The organism is Stenotrophomonas sp. KH_029, assembly GCF_057839765.1.
In genome coordinates this window covers 1,471,495-1,489,665 of sequence record NZ_CM174498.1, presented here as the reverse complement: position 1 = coordinate 1,489,665, position 18,171 = coordinate 1,471,495, and the positions used below count along the sequence as shown (strand labels likewise).

The following is an 18,171-nucleotide window of genomic DNA, read 5'->3' as shown; positions in this document are numbered from 1 at the left end:
CCGGCAGCGCGTGCGCATTCTGTGGGGGCGACATGTACAACCGGTGACATCCTCACGCAGTCTTCATGACCGCCGCGCCATGTGGGCGTGGCGCAGTTGCCTCTTGAGTGCAGCCGCGGCGGGCGCGACGCTGTAGCCCTGCTCCGGAGCATGCCCATGCCGATCGATCCGCCGCCGCTGAACCTTCTGCAGGACCTTCCCCCTTCCAGCACGGACGAAGTCTTCCAGACGCTCCTGGAACAGGGGCCGCTGCGCATCGAACGCATCCTCTCGCGCGGCCACGCCAGCCCCCCGGGCTTCTGGTACGACCAGGACGAGGCAGAATGGGTGCTGCTGCTGCAGGGCGAAGCGCAGCTGCGTTTCGAAGACGAGGCACAGCCGCGCGCACTGGTGGCCGGGGACGCGCTGTACATCGGCGCACACCGCCGGCACCGCGTCGAGGCCACCGCCGCCGGCATGACGAGCATCTGGCTGGCAATCTTCCTGCCTGCGGCGGGCTGACATCGCTTGTATCAATCAATGCGAATGACTATCATTAACTGATTCACCGTACGCCCAGCCAGTCGGCAAGGCCGCGCAATGCGCGGACCGGTCCCAGCCCCGTGTACTTCCCCTGATATCCGCTTGCGCACCTGCATGCCGCCAATGGCGGTGCGGTCATGCGCGAAGCCAATCCGACGGGAGACGCAGGCCTGCCTGCTTCACCACGGTTGCATTGGTGGCGCCGCCCTCCGCGCGGCCCGCAATGGATTGCATGTCGCCGCCCTACCACCCTGGAACCTTTGCCATGTCCGCTGTCCTGCTCAACCCGCTGTCGCGACCTTCCCTGCTCTCCGCCGCGCTGCTGCTGGCCCTCGCCGGCCACGCACCGCAGGCCCGGGCCGCTGCGGATCCGGGCGATGCGACCACGCTGGACACGGTCAAGGTCACCGCAGAAGGCGACATCCCCAACAGCTACACGGTCAAGCAGGCGCGTACCGCGACCCGGCTGGACCTGTCGCTGCGGCATACCCCGCAATCGGTCACCGTGATCACCCGCCAGCGGCTGGACGACATGGGCCTGTATGCGCTGTCGGACGTGATGGGCCAGGTCACCGGCGTGCATGTGGCCGTCACCGACAGCGAGCGCATCAACTATGTATCGCGCGGCTACAACATCACCAACTTCCAGGTCGATGGGATGCTCAATACCTTCGGTGGCTACGTCAAGACCAACACCGACAGCGTGATCTACGATCGCATCGAAGTGGTGCGCGGCGCCACCGGCCTGACCACCGGCGCCGGCGATCCGTCGGGCACCATCAACTTCGTGCGCAAGCGCCCGACCGCGGACGTGGCGATGAGCGCCAACCTGATGCTCGGCCGCTGGGGCAACCAGCGCCTGGAAGTGGACCTGGGCGGCCCGATCGCGCTGGACGGCCGCGTACGCGCCCGCGTGGTCGCCGCCAAGCAGCAGAGCGATTCCTTCCGCGATGTATACCGGCTGGACAAGGACGTGTTCTACGCCATCGTGCAGGCCGACCTGACCGACAGCACCCTGCTCGAAGCCGGCTATGAATACCAGTCGCCACGCACCACCGGGGTCACCTGGGGCGTGCTGCCGTACTGGGGCGCGGACGGCCAGCCGGCCAACCTGCCGCGCTCGACCAATCTGTCGGCTAGCTGGAGCAGCTGGCCGATCGTGGAAAAAACCGCCTTCGCCCGCCTGGAACAGCAGCTGGGCAACGGCTGGGCGATCAAGGGCAGCTACACCCGCTCCAAGCGCGATACCGAAGGCAGCGTCTGGTACGGCGCCTCCGGTTACCCGCGCGCGGACGGCAGCGGGGTGGAAGCCTTCCTCGGTGCCTTTGCCGAGCGCGGCGACATGCAGGTATTCGATGTCAACGCCGGCGGACCGTTCCGCCTGTTCGGGCGCGAACACGAACTGGTGGTCGGGCTTGGCCAATCGGTACGCAAGGGCGAAGTACCCGCTCTGTCCGACATCGTCTATGGCCCCGGTTACGACCAAGTGCCCGACTGGCACCACTGGAGCGGCGATGTCGCCCCGCTGGGCGTCACCCGCTACGGCTGGCTGCAATCGCGCGACGAGCTCAAGCAGCGCGCCGCCTACGTGGCCGCGCGCCTGCAACTGGCCGATCCGCTGCTGGCGGTGGTCGGTGCGCGCTACGGCAGCTGGGAAACCCGCAGCTGGAGCTACGACCACGACGCCAACGGCACCCTGCTGCGCACCACCCGCGGCGGCTACAAGCCCGACGACGCGCTCACCCCCTATGTCGGCCTGGTCTACGACTTCGGCGGCCACTTCAGCGCCTATGCCAGCTACACCGACATCTTCCAGCCGCAGAACTACCGCGACCGCAGCAACAATTACCTCGAACCGGTGGTCGGCGACATGTGGGAAGCCGGGGTCAAGGGCGAGTTCTTCGGCGGCCGCCTGAACACCTCCGCGGCGGTGTTCAAAGGCCTGAAGGACAACGTGGCCGAAGTCGACGATTCGGTCCCGGAAGGCTCGCTGCCCGACGGCAGCACCGCCTACCGCTCCACCGGCAAGGGCAACAAGGTCAAGGGCTGGGAACTGGAAGCCCAGGGCAGCATCACCGAGCACTGGAACCTGTCGGCCGGCTACGCCCACACCACCATCCGCAACCAGCTCGGCGTGCGCCAGAACACCACCACCCCGGTGGACACCTTCCGGCTCAACACCGGCTGGCGTCCCGGTGGTGCCTGGAACCGGCTGTCGCTGGGCGGCGGGGTGACCTGGCAGAGCGGCATCTGGCGGATGAGCAACCGCCCGGCGGCCGACTTCGCCAGCAGCGGCAAGACCTACAAGTCGCCGATCACCCAAGACGCGTTGTTGCTGGTCAACGCCTTCGCCGGCTACCAGTTCAGCGACAACTTCTCGGCCCAGCTCAACATCAACAACCTGCTCGACAAGAAGTACTACAGCAACGTCGGTTTCTATGACGGCGTGTACTGGGGTGAACCGCGCAATGTGCGGCTGAACCTGCGCTGGAAGCTGTAACCGCCCTTCAAGGGAACCGCAGCCCCACGCTGCGACACGGCCAGGGACGGCCACCTTTCCCTGCAGCACCGGCCGTGGCCGGGGCTGCCCATTGTTGGACATGACATTGCAGGTTTCCGTGGACAGCACGCCCTCCGCCAGCTGGTACAACCGCATCGCCCCCTGGTTCGCCCGCCCCTGGCTGGGCGTGTTGTCGCGCACGCTGGCCGCCATCTTCGGCGGCTACGCGCTGGCCGCGGCCTGCTCGATGTTCTTCGCCGTCGCCCTGCCGATCGCGCGCGGCCAGGCGGTACTGACCGGCATGCTGGTGGCCATCGTGCTGTGCGCGTGCGCAGCGCTGTGGGCCTTTGCCACCCGCACCGCGCTGCGCGCGTGGGTCGGCATCCTGATTCCCACCGCGCTGTTCTGGGTGGGTACCGAAATGCTGAGGGCTGGCGCATGAAGAACGGATTCCGCCAGTCGATGGCCTGGCTGCACACCTGGACCGGCCTGCTGGTCGGCTGGCTGCTGCTGTTGATCTTCATGGCCGGCACCGCCAGCTACTACCGCGAGGAAATCAGCCGCTGGATGCGCCCGGAACTGCCGCGCAACACGGTCAGCAGCGACGTCGCCGCCGAGCGCGCGCTGAGCTTCCTGCAGCACAAGGCGCCGCAGGCCGAAAGCTGGAATGTCAGCCTGCCCGACCCGCGCACCCCGGCGCTGCGGATGTTCTGGCGCAACCCCGAATCGATGGTCAAGCCACCGGCCGAGGGCGAGAAGCGCCGGCGTCGCGGCGGCGGCCGCTTCGGCGACGCCACCGTGGACCCGGGCACGGGCCAGGAAGTGGCCGCGCGCGAAACCCGCGGCGGCGATTTCTTCTACCGGTTGCACTTCGACCTGCACTACCTCCCGGTGCTCTGGGCGCGTTACCTGGTCGGCTTCTGCGCGATGTTCATGCTGGTGGCGATCATCACCGGGGTGATCACCCACAAGAAGATCTTCAAGGACTTCTTCACCTTCCGCCGCGACAAGGGCCTGCGCTCGTGGCTGGATTTCCACAACGTCAGCGCGGTGATGGCCCTGCCCTACCACGCGATGATCACCTATACCGGCATCGTCACGCTGATGTTCATGTACCTGCCCTGGGGCGTGGGCGTGGCCTACCCCAAGGATGAGGACGCGTTCTTCAGCGAGGCGTTCGCGCGCCTGGCCGAAATCCAGACGCCCGCCGAAGGCCGCGCGGTGGCGCTGCCGATCCAGCAGTTGCTCGATGGCGCGCGCCGCCAGTGGAAGGGCGCCGACGTCGCCGGCTTCACCGTGTACCACCCCGGCGCGGCCAATGCGGTGATCGACATCCAGCAGCGCGACGGCAAGCGGCTGTCGGTGGACACCCCGTCGCTGCGCTACAACGCGGTGACCGGCGCGCTGATCCAGGCCAGCCCGGCCTCCGGCGGCGCCACCCAGACCCGCGGGGTGATGTACGGGCTGCACCTGGCCCGCTTCGCCGACTGGGGGCTGCGTGCGCTGTTCTTCCTGTCCGGGCTGGTCGGCTGCCTGATGGTGGCCAGCGGCGTGGTGCTGTGGGCGGTCAAGGAGCGCCCCAAGCACGCCAAGTCCGGCCGGATCGGCTTCGGCCTGCGCCTGGTCGATGCACTCAACATCGGCGCGGTGGCCGGCCTGCCGATCGCGTTTGCCGCCTATTTCCTGGGTAACCGGCTGCTGCCGCTGCAGTTGGCCGAACGCGCCGATGCCGAGGTCAACCTGTTCTTCTATGCCTGGGGCGCGGCGCTGCTGGCCGCCTTCGCCTGGCCCAAGCGGCGGATGTGGGCCTGGCAGCTGTACCTGGGCGCGGCGCTGTTCGCGCTGATCCCGCTGGTCAATGTATTCACCACCCACGCACACCTGGGCGTGACCCTGCGCAACGGCGACTGGGTACTGGCCGGCTTCGACCTGGTGATGCTCGCCTTCGGCGCGATGCTGGCCTACTGCGGCCTGCGCATGCAGCGTTGGCAGCCGGCGCTGAGTGCGGCGGAAAAGAAGAAGCGGCAGGTCGCTGCGGCGGCGGCCAAGGCGCAGGAAGGCGCGAACGTGGAGGCCAACGCGTGATGCTGTTGGCCCTCGCCGTGAGCTTCTCTGCCTTTACCGCGCTGTCGCTGGCCATGGACAAGCACCAGCTGGAGCTGCACGGCAAGACCCCGGCCAGCCCGGCACGGATGCGGCGGTGGCGCTGGCTGGGCTGGGCGCTGCTGACCCTGTCGTTTGCGCTGTGCGTGTGGGACCACGGCTGGGCCGCCGGTCCGGTGCTGTGGCTGGGTGCGATGACGGTCAGCGGCATGCTGATCGCCTTCGGCCTGTACCCGTTCCGGCCCCGCTGGATCGCTCCCTTGGCCTGGGCCCTGCCGGTGATCGGGCTGGCGGTGGCGCTGTTCGGACGCTGAAGGAGCTTGCCGCGCGTGGAGGTCGCCAGGCAGGGACCGCGGTGGCCCAGCCACGCATGGCGTGGCTCTACCGGAGCAGCGGTCAGGGAACCAGGGAGAACAGGTGCGCCGGCACGGGACGGTCGTCGATGACCAGGCGGTTGCGGGCCACGCCCTCGCGCAGCGCGCCGGACTTCACCGCCACCCGTTCGCTGGCCAGGTTGCCCACCGCCACCACGATCTCCACCCGCTGCAGGCGCAGCGGCCCGAACGCCTGGGCCGCCAGGGCGTGCACGACCCGGGTGGCGATGCCCTGGCCCTGCCGCGACTGCCGCACCCAGTAGCCCAGGTTGCAGAACCGGTGATCGTGCCGGATCTCGTTCAGCCCGGCCCCGCCCACGAACACGCCCGTGTCCTGTTCGAACACGCCGTACTCGTACGCCGTATCGCCGGCCCGACCGGCGCGGCACGCCTGGAACCACTGCAGTGCCTGCTCGACGCCGTAGTCGTCCGAGCACCACGGCATCCAGCGCCGCATGCCCGCGGCCGACTCGCGCACGGCCGCAGCGAACGGGGCGGCATCGGCGTCCTCGAAGGGACGCAGCAGCAGCCCGTCGGCGTGGATGGGGCTATCGTCCATGTCGGCTCCCGGCGGTCACGCGCCGTAGCGGCGCAGTTCCCAGGCGCGATGAATGCGCGGGTTGCGTTCGAAGTCCTCGCCGATGGTCTCGGCGGAAATCTCCTTGCACTGCGCAAACTCCTTGATCGCCTCCTCGTCCAGCTTGAAGCGGCGGAAGTTGTTGGAGAAGTACAGCACGCCTTCCGGGCTCAAGCGCCCGACCGCCGCACGCAGCAGGCGCACGTGTTCGCGCTGCACGTCGAAGTCTTCGGCGCGCGCGGAATTGGAGAAGGTCGGTGGATCGCAGAAGATCACATCGAAGCGGTGCCGCTCGGCCTCCAGCCAGGCCAGCGCATCGGCCTGGATCAACTGGTGGGCGCTGCCGCCCTTGCCGTTCAGGGCCAGGTTGTCGGCGCACCACTGCAGGTAGGTACCGGACAGGTCCACGCTGGTGGTGGAGGCCGCACCGGCTACCGCCGCCTGCACCGTGGCCACGCCGGTATAGCAGAACAGGTTGAGGAAGCGCTTGCCGACCGCTTCCTGGGCCATGTGCCAGCGCAGCGGGCGATGGTCCAGGAACAGGCCGGTGTCGAGGTAGTCGAACAGGTTCACCCGCAGCAGCGCATCGTTCTCGCGCACCAGCACGAACTCGCCACGCTGCTCGAAGCGGCCGTACTTGCTGCCGCCCTTGCCACGCTCGCGCGACTTCAGCGCGACCTGCTCGGCCGGCACCTGGAACACCTCGCGTGCGGCCGACAGCAACTCGTTGCGGCGGCGGCGCACGTCCACGTCCGGGATGGTCGCCGGGGCGGCATACTCCTGCACGTGCAGGAAAGTGCGCCGGGCGCCGCCATCTTCCTCGTACACATCGATCGCCGCGGCGTACTCGGGCAGGTCGGCGTCGTAGACGCGGTAGCAGGTGATCGCTTCGCGCGCGCGCCAGTTCTTGAACTTCTTGATGTTCTTGCGCAGGCGGTTGGCCACCATCTGCGCGCCTTCGCTGAGCTCGCGCGGCTGGCCGGCATTGTCGCGCTGCGGCACCGCGATCGGGTCGCAGACGATCAACGCGCACTCGATCGCGCCATTGAACAGCTGGTATTTCTTGCCGGCACGCAGGCCGGTGGCGAAGGCCAGCTCGGCATTGCCGCACAACAGGCTGGCGCGCCACTGCGGCACCGCGCGCTTGAGTGCATCGCCGAGCCGGCGGTACAGCACCGCATCGGCGGCCAGGCGCTCGTCGTAGGGGGGATTGCACACCACGCAGCCGGTTTCCTGCGGCGGCACCTGCAGGTCGGCCACGTCGCGCACGCCGAACCAGATCGCCTGCGAGACGCCGGCGGTTTCCGCGTTTTCCTTGGCCGCGCGGATCGCATGCGGGTCGACGTCGCTGCCGTGGATGACCTGCTTGAGCGCGGCACGGCCGGCGGTTTCGCGGATGCGCGCCTGCTCCATCAGGCTGTTCCAGGCATCGCGGTCGAAGCCCAGCCAGCGGCTCGGCGGAATGCTGCCGTGGCGCTGCAGGCCCGGGGCGACATCGGCGGCCATCAGCGCGCCTTCGATCAGCAGCGTGCCGCTGCCGCACATCGGATCGAGCAGGCCACCGCCCTCGCGGTGGATCTTCGGCCAGTTGGCACGCAGCAGCACGGCCGCGGCCAGGTTTTCCTTCAGCGGCGCCTCGTTCTGCGCCATGCGCCAGCCGCGGCGATGCATCGGGCCACCGCCCAGGTCGATGGAGATGGTGGCCCGGCCCTTGCGCAGCGACAGGTTGATGCGCACATCCGGGAACTCGGTGTTCACCGACGGCCGCTCCAGGCCCTGCGAACGCAGGCTGTCGACCACGCCGTCCTTGACCCGCTGCGCGGCGAAGCGCGCGTGGGTGATTTCGGTACCGGACACATGCGCATCCACCGACAGGGTCAGCTCGGGGCTGATGTGCTTTTCCCACGCCATCGCCGCCACGCCCTGGTACAGCGAGCCTTCGTCGGGGCAGTCGAACTCGGTCAGCGGCCACAGCACCCGGCTGGCCAGGCGCGACCACAGCACCACCTGCAGTGCCTGCGGCAGTTCGCCCTCGGCATTCACCCCGGAAATGGTGGCGGTGGCCTTGTCCAGGCCAAGCGCCAACAGTTCGTCGGCAAGCAGGTACTCCAGGCCCTTGGCGCAGGAAACAAAGAATTTCACGGAATCGGTATCGCAGGTCAGCGGAGAAGGGGTGCCCTCGGGCACGGCAGGCAGCCCGGCGCAGGGCCGGGACGGCCATTGTACGTGACGTGGGTTGGGCCCATGGGCTGCGGCTGTACCGGCCAACCGCCGGTGCGACCTGCGCCTCGGCGGTAGGTACCGACCGTTGGTCGGTACGGCCGTGACCAGGGCCGTTGGTCGCCCTCCCTTACAGCGACAGCAGCAGTTCCTCGAACGCCTTGGCCGAAGCCTCCACGTGGTTGTTCAGCCGGTGCCCGTCATCAACCAGGACGCGCCATCGCATTCGCGCTGGCGCCCCACGGTTTGCCCTGCAAACCGCGGGCCCCGTCCATTTCTCCCACATCCCCGCGCCTGCCGGCGCGCCCCCTTGAACGCCAAGGGGGCTGTTGCCCCAGACCTCAAGCGAGCGACAGCAGCAGCTCCTCGAACGCCTTGGCCGAAGCCTCCACGTGGTTGTTCAGCCGGTGCCCGTCATCGACCAACAGTAGTCTGGCCGAGCGGGCCTGGGCCCAGGCGATGACCTGGGCGGCCGGGATCAGTTCGTCGTGCCAGGCGTGGACCACGCTGATCGGCACCTTGGCCGCATCCAGTGCCGGCATCGGGCCCATCGTGGTCGGCGGCACCATCAGGAACAGGCCGCCGGTGGGCACCTGCAACGAGGCGATCGCCGAGATGTAGGCGCCCAGGCTGGACCCGGCCAGCACCACCGGGCCCTGCGCCGCGGCCGCGCTGGCACGGCCGAGCAGTCGCTGCAGGCGGGCGCGCACGTCGCCCACGCTGCTCACCTGGCGCATCGCGTCCAGGTCGGTGTAGTCGGGGCGTTCATGGGTCCAGCCCAGGCGCTGGGCGACCTCAGCCAGCGCGGTCACCTTGGTGGCGTCCGGGCCGCTTTCAAAACCATGGGAAAGAATGCAGTGGCCGCGGCTCATGCACGCACCACGCCGGAATCAATATGAGCGTTCATGCCGGAATGCTAGCATCGCCCCATGCCCGGCCGCGCCCCGCCCCCGATCGATCTGCAGCCCCTGCCCTATGCCGGGCAGTTGGAGCAGCGCGCCGCCGCGGCCATCGACCTGGCCGTGATCCACTGCACCGAACTGCCGGACCTGGCGATGGCCCGCCAGTACGGCGAACGCGTGCTCTACCCCAGCGGCAGCGGCAACAGCGGGCATTACTACATCGACCGCGACGGCCGCATCGTCCAGTACGTCGATGTGGAGCGCATCGCCCACCATGTCAGCGGCTACAACCCGCGCTCGGTCGGCATCGAACTGGTCAACACCGGCCGCTACCCGCACTGGCTGGACTCGCGCCACCAGGCCATGGACGAGCCCTACCCGGATGCGCAGATCGCCGCGCTGATCGACCTGCTGCAGAACCTGTGCGAACGCCTGCCGGGGCTGGTGCATATTGCCGGCCACGAATGGCTGGACACCCGCCAGGAGGTGGCCAGCGACGATCCGGAACGGCGCGTGCCGCGCAAGCGCGACCCCGGCCCGCTGTTCCCCTGGCCGCGGGTACTGGCGGCGGTGCCGCTGCGCGAATGGCGCGGTTGATCCGGCCGTACCGGCCGCCGGTTGGTATCTATCCAGAGCTGCACCGACCAACGGTCGGTACCTACCCGGCACCGTGCGGCACCTACTGCGGTTATGGGCCGGTGGCGACCGGACGCGAGGAATCGCTGACCCAGCCGCTCCACGAATCGGCATAGATCCGCGCGCCGGACAGGCCGGCCACTTCCAGTGCCAACAGCAGGTGGCAGGCGGTCACGCCCGAACCGCACATCAGCACCACCTGCTCGGGGGCATGGCTGCCGAGCAGCGGCTGCAGCGCCGCGCGCAGGTCCGCGGCCGGGCGCAGCCGCCCGTCATGCACGTTCAATGCGAACGGCCGGTTGACCGCCCCGGGCACGTGCCCGGCAACCGGATCCAGCGGCTCCACCTCACCACGGAAACGTTCGCCGGCGCGGGCGTCGAGCAACCAGCCCGGCGCGTGCTTGAGGCGGGCGGCGACCTCCTCGGCCGAGGCGATCTGGCGCGCATCGAAGCGGCCCGGGTAAGGCGGCAGCGCCGTCACCTGCGGCAGCGCGGTGGTCAGCGGCAGGCCGGCAGCCTGCCATGCCGCCAGCCCGCCATCGAGCACCGCCACGCGGGCATGCCCGATCAGGCGCAGCAGCCACCACAGGCGCGCCGCGGCCATGCTGCCATCGGCGGCGTCGTAGACCACCACCTGCGTGTCCGGGCCTATCCCCCATTGCCCCAACCGGGCAGCGAACACATCGCTGTCCGGCAGCGGGTGGCGGCCATGGCCGGGCTTGCCCATGTCGGCCAGATCGCCGTTGAGATCGGCATGCAGCGCGCCTTCGATATGGCCCTGTGCGTAGGCCCGCGCCCCGGTATCGGGGTCGGCCAGCGCAAAACGCGCATCGACCACCCGCAGCGCGGTGCTGGCCACGGCCCGCGCATCCAGCACGCGCGCATCGCCCTGCCCCAGGGCAGCGGCCAGGGCCGGCACATCGATCACGGTGGTCCAGGCGGAGGGGGCGGTGGTCATTGAATCTGCTCCAGGCGGCGTCGCAGGTTGTAGAGGATGGCAGCGGTGGCGCCCCAGATGCGTTGTCCGGGCCAGCCGTATTCCAGCACATGGCGGATGCGGCCGCGGTGTTCGATTTCGATCTGGTGCAGGTTGCCCGGGTCCATCAGATAGGCCAGCGGCACTTCGAAGACTTCGGCCACCTCCTCCGGCTGCGGCACCGGCACAAAACGCGGGTCGATCACCGCCACCACCGGCATCACCCGATAGCCGGTGATGGTCACGAACGGATCCAGGTAGCCCAGCACCTGCACCTGGCTGGCCGGCAGCGCGATTTCTTCCTCGCTTTCGCGCAATGCCGCGGCCACCGCATCGCGGTCGTCCGGCTCGGTGCGCCCGCCGGGAAAACCGACCTGGCCGCCATGCTGGCGCAGGGTTTCGGTGCGCCGGGTCAGGATCACCTGGGCGCCGTCGGCACGCGGCACGATCCCGGCCAGTACCGCCGCCTCCACCGGTGGGCCCGGCGGCAGCAGGTCGATCAGTTCACTGCGGTTCCAGCCATCGCCGGTTGGCGGCGCGTCCAGCGGGTGCAGCGCGCGCAGCAGGCGCTCATGTTCGGCCAGTGACCCACGCAGCGACTGCCGCAGCTGCTCGCGCAGCGGCAGGGTCTGTTGCATGAAGTGGTGCTGCTGGTGTCGGCTCATGCTCGGCCAGCGGGCGATTTCATCCACGCTGCGCAGGCAGCCCCCGCAGTACCCGGCGCGGTCCAGCGCGCAGATGCCGATGCAGGGAGTGGGTATGGCATGGGGGGGATGTTCCGTGGATTTCACCGCACAACAGTAGCGCGATTGGGCCGCGGTTTGTGCAGGATCCTGTCCGGCGACGCGATACCCGGGCATGGCTTGGGGCCGCCGGTTTCGTTTTGTCCGAGCGTGGCCCGGACCTACCGCTTTCGTTTGTCCAGGCGTGGCCCGGATTACCGGTTGCGCCAAACAAAAACGCGCCGGTAGAAACTACCGGCGCGTCGTTGCAATCTGATTTATTACTTGACGCTGATCAGCTTGATTTCAAACTGGACCGCAACGTTCGGCGGGAACGGCGTGCGCGGGTCGGCGCCATAAGCCTGTTCCGGCGGCAGCGTCACTTCCCACTTCGAACCGGCCGGCATCTGCAGCAGCACTTCGCGCATGGCCTTCATTTCGACTTCGCTGACCTTGATCGACGGGATCTGCTGCGCCGGGCGGGCTTCGGCCGGACGGGTGCCGTACGGGTACGGGCCGGCCACTTCCAGCTGCACGGTGCTGGCCTGGGTCGGCTTGGCGCCCTTGCCCGCTTCGACCACGCGGTACTGCACGCCGCTCGGCAGCGCCTGCACGCCGGCCTTGGCCTTGTTGGTGGCCAGGAACTGGGTGCTCTTGGTCTTGTTCTCGGCAGCGGCCTTGTCGTATTCGGCCTTGGCGGCCTGCGCACGACCCTGCTCGCGCTTCTGGAAGGCTTCGACGGCCGGCTTCAACTGGTCAGCCGTGATCGCCGGCTGCTTCTTGGCGTAGGCATCCTGCAGGCCCTTGACCACCGAGTTGATGTCCAGCTGCTCGCCGCGTGCGGTGAGTTCAGCCAGGTTGTTGCCGTAGTCGTAACCGAAGTAATAGCTCAGCTTGCCCTTTTCGGACGAGGTGTCCTGGGCGAAGGCATTGCCCGTCAGGGCCAGGGCCGCGACGGCGACCGCGATAGAACGCAACTTCATCAAACATTTCTCCAGGGGTGGTAACTCAGGACGCGTTGGGCCGCCCTGAGGCGACGGGTTAGGATAGCCGCCGCAACGTGGATCCGCCACTAACGACGCAGGCTATGACCTGACTTCGTTTCAAGAGTTCAACATCACTTTTTTTTAACCTTATTCAGGAGCCCCGCCGTGGCCGACGCCCCCCTCGCCCCCGCCCCGATCCTGGTCGGGGATGACGCTGCCATCCGCACCATCACCGTAAACCGCCCCGACAAGCTCAACGCGCTCGACCGGGCCACCCTGGAAGCGCTGGATGCGGCCTTTGCCGAGGCTGCGGCCGACCCGCAGGTGCGCGTGGTGGTGCTGACCGGGGCCGGCCCGAAGGCCTTCGTGGCCGGCGCCGATATCGCCGAAATGAACGGATTGAGCGCGGTTCAGGGACGTGATTTCTCGTTGCTCGGCCAAACCTTGATGCGCCGCATCGAGCGCATGCCCAAGCCGGTGGTCGCCCGGATCAATGGATTTGCGCTGGGCGGTGGGCTGGAGCTGGCCATGGCCTGCCACCTGCGCATCGCCGCCGACAGCGCCAGGGTCGGCCAGCCGGAGGTCAATCTGGGCCTGATCCCCGGTTTCGGCGGCAGCCAGCGGCTGCTGCGCCTGTGCGGCCGCGCCGCCGCGCTGGAACTGTGCCTGCTGGGCGCCCCGATCAGCGCCCAGCGCGCCCTGCAGCTGGGTATCGTCAATGAGGTGGTCGGCGCCGACGCGCTGGATGCGCGCGTGGCCGACCTGGCCGCGCAACTGGCCCGCGCCGCGCCGCTGGCCCTGCGCGGCATTCTCGATGCGATCCATGTCGGCGGGGAATGCGCGCTGGGCGAGGGCCTGGAATATGAAAGTGCCCAGTTCGGCCTGATGTTCGCCACCGAGGACATGCGCGAAGGCACCGCCGCCTTCCTGGCACGGCGTCCGCCGGTCTTCCAGAACCGCTGAACCATGCCCGATACCCACACCGCCCTGCCGGCACGGCTGTTGCTGCTGGTCCTGGACGACGACCTGGACGCCGCCCTGGCGGCCGGGCTGATGGACTACGTGCCCGGCCCCGGCGACGCCGCCCTGCTGCCGGGCCACCCGGAACTGCCGGCCCGGCTGTTGCAGGCCCAGCAGCAGTTGCAGCGCGCCTGGGCGGCGCGCGCGCGCCACCAGCAGCGCGCGCAGCGGCTTGCCCGCCGCGCCGCCGAGCGTGACGCGCGCCGTGCCCCGCCCGCCCCCACCCCCGAACTGAAACCGACCTTGCCACCCGCGGCCGCGGCGATCCTCGCCCGCGCCCGGGCCAAGGCTGCAGGAAAACCGCCCCGATGAGCACCGCTGCAAAGAACGCCACCCCCAGGCCCGCCCCGCGCAGCGCGCGCATGCCCAAGGCCGACGTGGTCGAGATGTTCACCCGCCTGCGCGAACTCAACCCGCACCCGAAGACCGAACTGGAGTACAGCTCGCCGTTCGAACTGCTGGTGGCGGTCACCCTGTCCGCGCAGGCCACCGACGTCGGCGTCAACAAGGCCACGCGCAAGCTGTTCCCGGTGGCCAACACCCCGCAGGCGATCCTGGCCCTGGGCGAGGAAGGCCTGAAGAAATACATCGCCACCATCGGCCTGTACAACGCCAAGGCCAAGAACGTGATCGCCGCCTGCGCCATGCTGGTGCAGCTCCACGGCGGCCAGGTCCCGCGCGATCGTGCCGCCCTCGAAGCCCTGCCCGGGGTCGGCCGCAAGACCGCCAACGTAGTGCTCAACACCGCCTTCGGCGAGCCGGTGATGGCGGTGGACACCCACATCTTCCGCGTCGCCAACCGCACCGGGCTGGCACCGGGCAAGGACGTACGGGCGGTGGAGGACCTGCTGGTCAAGGTCATCCCCGCGCAGTTCCTGCTCGATGCCCACCACTGGCTGATCCTGCACGGCCGTTATGTGTGCAAGGCGCGCAAGCCGGACTGCCCGCAATGCGTGATCCGCGACCTGTGCCGGTACAAGCAGAAGACCGCCGCCTGAATCGCGGCGGCGACTGCCATCTGCACGCAACCGGGCGGTCATCTGCGACAGGCATCAATGGCACCCCCTGACGGCCCTAGGGGTGGCCGGGGCGACGGTTTGTCCGAAACTGTCATATTTACGCAATCTTCACTACTTAGCCTGCGCAGCAACTTCCCACCTGCCTGCAAGGCTGACTCTCCATGAAACTGCATCGCCAACTTCTCACTGCGGCCGTGGCGGCTGCGCTGTTCGTTCCGGCCGCTCACGCAGAAGTGGCCATCGATGTGATCGGCGGTTCGGAGATCACCTTCGAAGGCCTGGTCCAGGCCGACGGCAACTGGTTCGACAACGATCTGACCGACCTCAACGGTGGCGATGCCGCCAACGGCAAGAACAGCGAATTCGAACTGCGCCGCGCCGAGCTGGTGCTCAAGGGCAAGGGCCCGGGCAACATCGAGTGGGTGGTCGGCTACGACGCCAAGGCCGACAAGTTCCTGGACACCAACCTGAAGTACAAGCTGGCCGGCAACGCCAACCACTTCGTGCAGTTCGGCCAGTTCAAGCAGCCCAACAGCCTGGAAGAACTGTCCAGCACCAAGAACAACGACTTCATCTCCAAGGCCACGGTCACCAATACCTATGCCGTGGCCCGCCGCCTCGGCGCGGCCTACAGCGTCGGCGATGCGAACTGGTCGGTCACCGCCAGCGCCTTCGGCCGCGAGCTGACCCGCAACCTGGCCCACGGCAGCGGCTACGGCGCGCGCGGCACCTGGGCGCCGATCAACGACAAGGGCCAGGTGCTGCATTTCGGCCTGAGCTATGTCGACTACGACACCGATGCGGACACCCTGCGCGTGCGCGCCCGTCCCAACGCCGACCTGGCCACCGCGCGCCTGGTCGACAGCGGCAACCTGGTCGACACCGACCGGGTCAGCACGATCGGTGCCGAAGCGATGTACATCGGCGGCCCGTTCAAGGCCCAGGCCGAGTACTACACCAGCAAGGCCAAGCGTTACACCCGCGACAACTACACCAGCGACGGCTACTACGTCAGCGGCCTGTGGAACATCACCGGCGAAACCTGGGGCTACAAGGGCGGCACCCCGACCACCGGCCTGCCGGACGAGCCGGGCCGCGGCATGTGGCAGCTGGGCGCGCGTTACGACCACATGGACCTCAACGACGGCAACGTCAACGCCAACCCGGTTGCCGGTCGCCCGCCGATCGTCGATGGCGTGCTCGGCGGCAAGATGGACATCTGGACGGTGGGCGTGAACTACTACTGGCGCTCCAACACCAAGTTCGCCCTGAACTACGTGATGGTGGACAGCAAGAAGTACAGCTCCAGCGCGCGCACCTTCGTCAACGACGACCCGAACATCCTCGAAGCGCGCCTGCAGTTCTTCTGGTAAGCGGCGGTTCCAGGCACGTATTGCCTGGGGCGCACAGCAAAGGCACGGCTTCGGCCGTGCCTTTTCGTTTTGCGCCCAGCACCTGGATGCAGCGCAGCACGGACTGACCGGAACGCTGGATATGGTGCTATTTATCGATTGCCAACGGTGGATTCATGGCCGCGATCAACGCGCAGGCCGACCATATGCACCGGTTATTCTGTACGGCCCCGATCCCGGAACGATGCCATGCGCGCTGCGCTGTTGAACCTGCTGCTGCCGGCCTTGTGCGCGCTGGCCCCGCTGGCGCACGCGCAGGACTGCGCCGGGCCCATCGCCGCGCTGGCCGAACGCGCCTATGCGCAGCGGCCCGGCACTGCCCTGCCCGACCGCGCCGGCTGGGTGCGTGAGCCGCTGGAAGGCGCCTGCCGGGCCTGGCCGGCGCGCCCGGAGCTGACCCTGCTGGCCGTTCCGGTGTGGCGCCAGGGCGCCGAGCCGGACCTGCGCGACGGCGACCTGGAGGTGATGGTGCTGGATACCGCCAGCGCGCGCCCGCAGGCCTGGCTGCGGGTGCCCCATGCGCTGGACAGCGATGCAATCCGGGTCACCGGCCTGCAGCTGGATACGGCCGCCTATCAGCTCGATGCCGCCACCCGCGCCTTCGGCGTGCGGGTGGATCGCAGTGGTTCATCCATGCCCAACCCCTTCGGCGAAACCAGTCTGCGCCTGTTCGTGTACCAGCCCGGTGCGCTGCGCGCGGTATCCGCGCCGCTGGTGGTGGAGCGGATGAACGGGGAATGGGATACGCGCTGCGCCGGGGACTTCGTCCAGATCGAACGCAGCGTGGCGATCGGGCCGGCACGGGCCGGCGGCTATGCCGATCTGGTGGTGCGGCAGCGCGGCACCCAGCGCAGCAGTCGCGACGTGGACGGCCAATGCGAGGAGACCACCACGCCCACGGCCACGGTCCGCTACGTGCTGCGCCATGACGGCCGCCGCTATCCGGTGCCGGCGGCACTGGCGCCGTTGTAACGTCGGGCAGCGCAATCCAGGCGCGGCGGGTCACCGGGGCGTGGCGAGGCGCCCTTCCAATGCGGGTTTGATTGTTACCAAAGCGCGGCCAGTCCACCCTGTCACGCATGCGTCACATGACAGACGTCGCACTGTCATCGAACCGTTATGGAATGAGCGCCGGGCGGGAAACCCCGCACCGTCATCCATCCCAGGAGCCACCCCGTGATCCACGCCTTCAAGTCGCGCGCCGCCGTTGCCGTCCTCGCCGCGTCGTCCGTGTTCGCCGCCAACGCCGCCGATGTGACCGGCGCGGGCGCCTCGTTCATCTACCCGGTCATGTCCAAGTGGTCGGCCGACTACAGCACCGCCACCGGCAAGAAGGTCAACTACCAGTCGATCGGCTCCGGCGGCGGCATCGCCCAGATCAAGGCGGCCACCGTCGACTTCGGCTCCTCCGATGCGCCGCTCAAGCCCGAAGAACTGGCGGCCGCCGGCCTGGCCCAGTTCCCGTCGGTGATTGGCGGCGTGGTCCCGGTGATCAACGTGGCCGGCATCGCGCCGGGTGCGCTGAAGCTGGATGGCCCGACCCTGGCCAACGTCTTCCTGGGCAAGATCAAGACCTGGAACGACCCGGCGATCGCCGCGCTGAACCCGGGCGTCAAGCTGCCCGACGGCAAGATCACCGTCGTGCACCGCTCCGATGGTTCGGGCACCACCTTCAACTTCGTCAACTACCTGTCCAAGGTCAACCCGGAGTGGAAGAGCAAGGTCGGCGAAGGCACCTCGGTGCAGTGGCCGGTCGGCATCGGTGGCAAGGGCAATGAAGGCGTTGCCGCCTACGTGAAGCAGATCAAGGGCGGCATCGGCTATGTCGAACTGTCCTACGCGCTGCAGAACAAGATGTCCTACGCCGCGATGAAGAACGCCGCGGGCAAGATCGTGCTGCCCAGCGACACCTCCTTCGCCGCCGCGGCGGCCAGCGCCGACTGGGCCAGCGCCAAGGACTTCTACCTGGTCATGACCAACGCCCCGGGCGCCGAAGCCTGGCCGATCACCGCCACCAACTTCATCCTGGTCCGCAAGCAGCCCAAGAACGTGGCCAACGCCAAGGCCACCCAGGAGTTCTTCCGCTGGGTCTACAAGAGCGGCGATGCCCAGGCCAAGCAGCTGGACTACGTGCCGCTGCCGGACACCCTGGTCAAGCAGATCGAAACCTACTGGACCCAGAACCTGAAATATTGATCGGCC

Annotated in this window: 18 protein-coding genes; 12 read left to right on the top strand and 6 right to left on the bottom strand. The window is 68.4% G+C overall.

Features of this window, described 5'->3' with window-relative positions; genetic code table 11:
• Positions 1–156: 156 nt before the first annotated feature.
• From AC3ITM_RS06815 to AC3ITM_RS06795, 5 genes are all read left to right on the top strand, one after another.
• The gene (locus AC3ITM_RS06815) at positions 157–501 is read left to right on the top strand and encodes a cupin domain-containing protein (protein WP_489269353.1); all 345 of its coding nucleotides are present in this window, start codon (positions 157–159) and stop codon (positions 499–501) included.
• A 286-nt stretch (positions 502–787) separates the two neighbouring features.
• Positions 788–3,022 (top strand): TonB-dependent siderophore receptor, encoded by a 2,235-nt coding sequence (locus AC3ITM_RS06810; protein ID WP_489269350.1) that lies wholly within the window; start codon positions 788–790, stop codon positions 3,020–3,022.
• 100 nt (positions 3,023–3,122) lie between these two features.
• Positions 3,123–3,464: a DUF3649 domain-containing protein gene (locus AC3ITM_RS06805; protein WP_489269348.1), complete on the top strand. Its 342-nt coding sequence runs from the start codon at positions 3,123–3,125 to the stop codon at positions 3,462–3,464.
• Positions 3,461–5,107 (top strand): PepSY-associated TM helix domain-containing protein, encoded by a 1,647-nt coding sequence (locus AC3ITM_RS06800; RefSeq protein WP_489269346.1) that lies wholly within the window; start codon positions 3,461–3,463, stop codon positions 5,105–5,107. Before AC3ITM_RS06805 ends, AC3ITM_RS06800 begins: the two co-directional genes overlap by 4 nt.
• Entirely contained in the window at positions 5,104–5,439 is a 336-nt protein-coding gene (locus AC3ITM_RS06795; protein ID WP_489269344.1) for a DUF3325 domain-containing protein, read from the top strand. The genes AC3ITM_RS06800 and AC3ITM_RS06795 overlap by 4 nt, the downstream gene beginning before the upstream one ends.
• A gap of 82 nt (positions 5,440–5,521) precedes the next feature.
• On the opposite strand, the gene AC3ITM_RS06790 is transcribed toward AC3ITM_RS06795, so the two are convergent.
• The 3 genes from AC3ITM_RS06790 to AC3ITM_RS06780 all read right to left on the bottom strand — a co-directional run bounded on the left by AC3ITM_RS06790 (position 5,522) and on the right by AC3ITM_RS06780 (position 9,168).
• On the bottom strand, positions 5,522–6,058 hold the full coding sequence (locus AC3ITM_RS06790; protein ID WP_489269342.1) for a GNAT family N-acetyltransferase: 537 nt from the start codon (positions 6,056–6,058) through the stop codon (positions 5,522–5,524).
• Positions 6,059–6,073: 15 nt separating this feature from the next.
• Entirely contained in the window at positions 6,074–8,218 is a 2,145-nt protein-coding gene (gene rlmKL / locus AC3ITM_RS06785) for a bifunctional 23S rRNA (guanine(2069)-N(7))-methyltransferase RlmK/23S rRNA (guanine(2445)-N(2))-methyltransferase RlmL (protein WP_228886575.1), read from the bottom strand.
• Between the two features lie 419 nt (positions 8,219–8,637).
• Positions 8,638–9,168: an alpha/beta hydrolase gene (locus tag AC3ITM_RS06780; protein WP_489269340.1), complete on the bottom strand. Its 531-nt coding sequence runs from the start codon at positions 9,166–9,168 to the stop codon at positions 8,638–8,640.
• A 57-nt stretch (positions 9,169–9,225) separates the two neighbouring features.
• On the opposite strand from AC3ITM_RS06780, the gene AC3ITM_RS06775 reads away from it, so the two are divergent.
• Positions 9,226–9,795: an N-acetylmuramoyl-L-alanine amidase gene (locus AC3ITM_RS06775; protein WP_489269338.1), complete on the top strand. Its 570-nt coding sequence runs from the start codon at positions 9,226–9,228 to the stop codon at positions 9,793–9,795.
• Positions 9,796–9,886: 91 nt separating this feature from the next.
• On the opposite strand, the gene AC3ITM_RS06770 is transcribed toward AC3ITM_RS06775, so the two are convergent.
• The 3 genes from AC3ITM_RS06770 to AC3ITM_RS06760 form a co-directional block, all read right to left on the bottom strand.
• A complete protein-coding gene (locus AC3ITM_RS06770) occupies positions 9,887–10,792 on the bottom strand; it encodes a sulfurtransferase (RefSeq protein WP_489269336.1) in 906 nt (301 codons plus the stop codon).
• Positions 10,789–11,601 (bottom strand): CoA pyrophosphatase, encoded by an 813-nt coding sequence (locus AC3ITM_RS06765; protein WP_489269334.1) that lies wholly within the window; start codon positions 11,599–11,601, stop codon positions 10,789–10,791. Before AC3ITM_RS06765 ends, AC3ITM_RS06770 begins: the two co-directional genes overlap by 4 nt.
• Before the next feature lie 212 nt (positions 11,602–11,813).
• Positions 11,814–12,515: an FKBP-type peptidyl-prolyl cis-trans isomerase gene (locus AC3ITM_RS06760; protein WP_489269332.1), complete on the bottom strand. Its 702-nt coding sequence runs from the start codon at positions 12,513–12,515 to the stop codon at positions 11,814–11,816.
• Between the two features lie 168 nt (positions 12,516–12,683).
• Between AC3ITM_RS06760 and AC3ITM_RS06755 the strand changes: the two genes are divergently transcribed.
• The 6 genes from AC3ITM_RS06755 (at position 12,684) to pstS (ending at position 18,165) form a co-directional block, all read left to right on the top strand.
• A complete protein-coding gene (locus AC3ITM_RS06755) occupies positions 12,684–13,481 on the top strand; it encodes an enoyl-CoA hydratase/isomerase family protein (protein ID WP_489269330.1) in 798 nt (265 codons plus the stop codon).
• Between the two features lie 3 nt (positions 13,482–13,484).
• Positions 13,485–13,850, top strand: coding sequence for a hypothetical protein (locus AC3ITM_RS06750; protein ID WP_228886569.1), 366 nt, complete (start codon positions 13,485–13,487; stop codon positions 13,848–13,850).
• Positions 13,847–14,536: an endonuclease III gene (nth, locus tag AC3ITM_RS06745; RefSeq protein ID WP_228886568.1), complete on the top strand. Its 690-nt coding sequence runs from the start codon at positions 13,847–13,849 to the stop codon at positions 14,534–14,536. Before AC3ITM_RS06750 ends, nth begins: the two co-directional genes overlap by 4 nt.
• A gap of 182 nt (positions 14,537–14,718) precedes the next feature.
• Positions 14,719–15,930: an OprO/OprP family phosphate-selective porin gene (locus tag AC3ITM_RS06740; protein WP_489269327.1), complete on the top strand. Its 1,212-nt coding sequence runs from the start codon at positions 14,719–14,721 to the stop codon at positions 15,928–15,930.
• 228 nt (positions 15,931–16,158) lie between these two features.
• The gene (locus AC3ITM_RS06735) at positions 16,159–16,941 is read left to right on the top strand and encodes a PA3715 family protein (RefSeq protein ID WP_489269325.1); all 783 of its coding nucleotides are present in this window, start codon (positions 16,159–16,161) and stop codon (positions 16,939–16,941) included.
• A 204-nt stretch (positions 16,942–17,145) separates the two neighbouring features.
• Positions 17,146–18,165, top strand: a complete 1,020-nt coding sequence (gene pstS, locus AC3ITM_RS06730) for a phosphate ABC transporter substrate-binding protein PstS (RefSeq protein ID WP_489269323.1) — start codon at positions 17,146–17,148, stop codon at positions 18,163–18,165.
• Positions 18,166–18,171 lie beyond the last annotated feature (6 nt).

Coding starts and splice junctions, on each gene's coding strand:
- AC3ITM_RS06760 (WP_489269332.1), bottom strand. CDS start 12,515: ATGAAGTTGCGTTCTATCGCGGTCGCCGTCGCGGCCCTGGCCCTGACG.
- AC3ITM_RS06740 (WP_489269327.1), top strand. CDS start 14,719: ATGAAACTGCATCGCCAACTTCTCACTGCGGCCGTGGCGGCTGCGCTG.
- AC3ITM_RS06780 (WP_489269340.1), bottom strand. CDS start 9,168: ATGAGCCGCGGCCACTGCATTCTTTCCCATGGTTTTGAAAGCGGCCCG.
- AC3ITM_RS06810 (WP_489269350.1), top strand. CDS start 788: ATGTCCGCTGTCCTGCTCAACCCGCTGTCGCGACCTTCCCTGCTCTCC.
- AC3ITM_RS06805 (WP_489269348.1), top strand. CDS start 3,123: ATGACATTGCAGGTTTCCGTGGACAGCACGCCCTCCGCCAGCTGGTAC.
- nth (WP_228886568.1), top strand. CDS start 13,847: ATGAGCACCGCTGCAAAGAACGCCACCCCCAGGCCCGCCCCGCGCAGC.
- AC3ITM_RS06800 (WP_489269346.1), top strand. CDS start 3,461: ATGAAGAACGGATTCCGCCAGTCGATGGCCTGGCTGCACACCTGGACC.
- AC3ITM_RS06750 (WP_228886569.1), top strand. CDS start 13,485: ATGCCCGATACCCACACCGCCCTGCCGGCACGGCTGTTGCTGCTGGTC.
- AC3ITM_RS06815 (WP_489269353.1), top strand. CDS start 157: ATGCCGATCGATCCGCCGCCGCTGAACCTTCTGCAGGACCTTCCCCCT.
- AC3ITM_RS06770 (WP_489269336.1), bottom strand. CDS start 10,792: ATGACCACCGCCCCCTCCGCCTGGACCACCGTGATCGATGTGCCGGCC.
- AC3ITM_RS06735 (WP_489269325.1), top strand. CDS start 16,159: ATGCGCGCTGCGCTGTTGAACCTGCTGCTGCCGGCCTTGTGCGCGCTG.
- AC3ITM_RS06790 (WP_489269342.1), bottom strand. CDS start 6,058: ATGGACGATAGCCCCATCCACGCCGACGGGCTGCTGCTGCGTCCCTTC.
- AC3ITM_RS06775 (WP_489269338.1), top strand. CDS start 9,226: ATGCCCGGCCGCGCCCCGCCCCCGATCGATCTGCAGCCCCTGCCCTAT.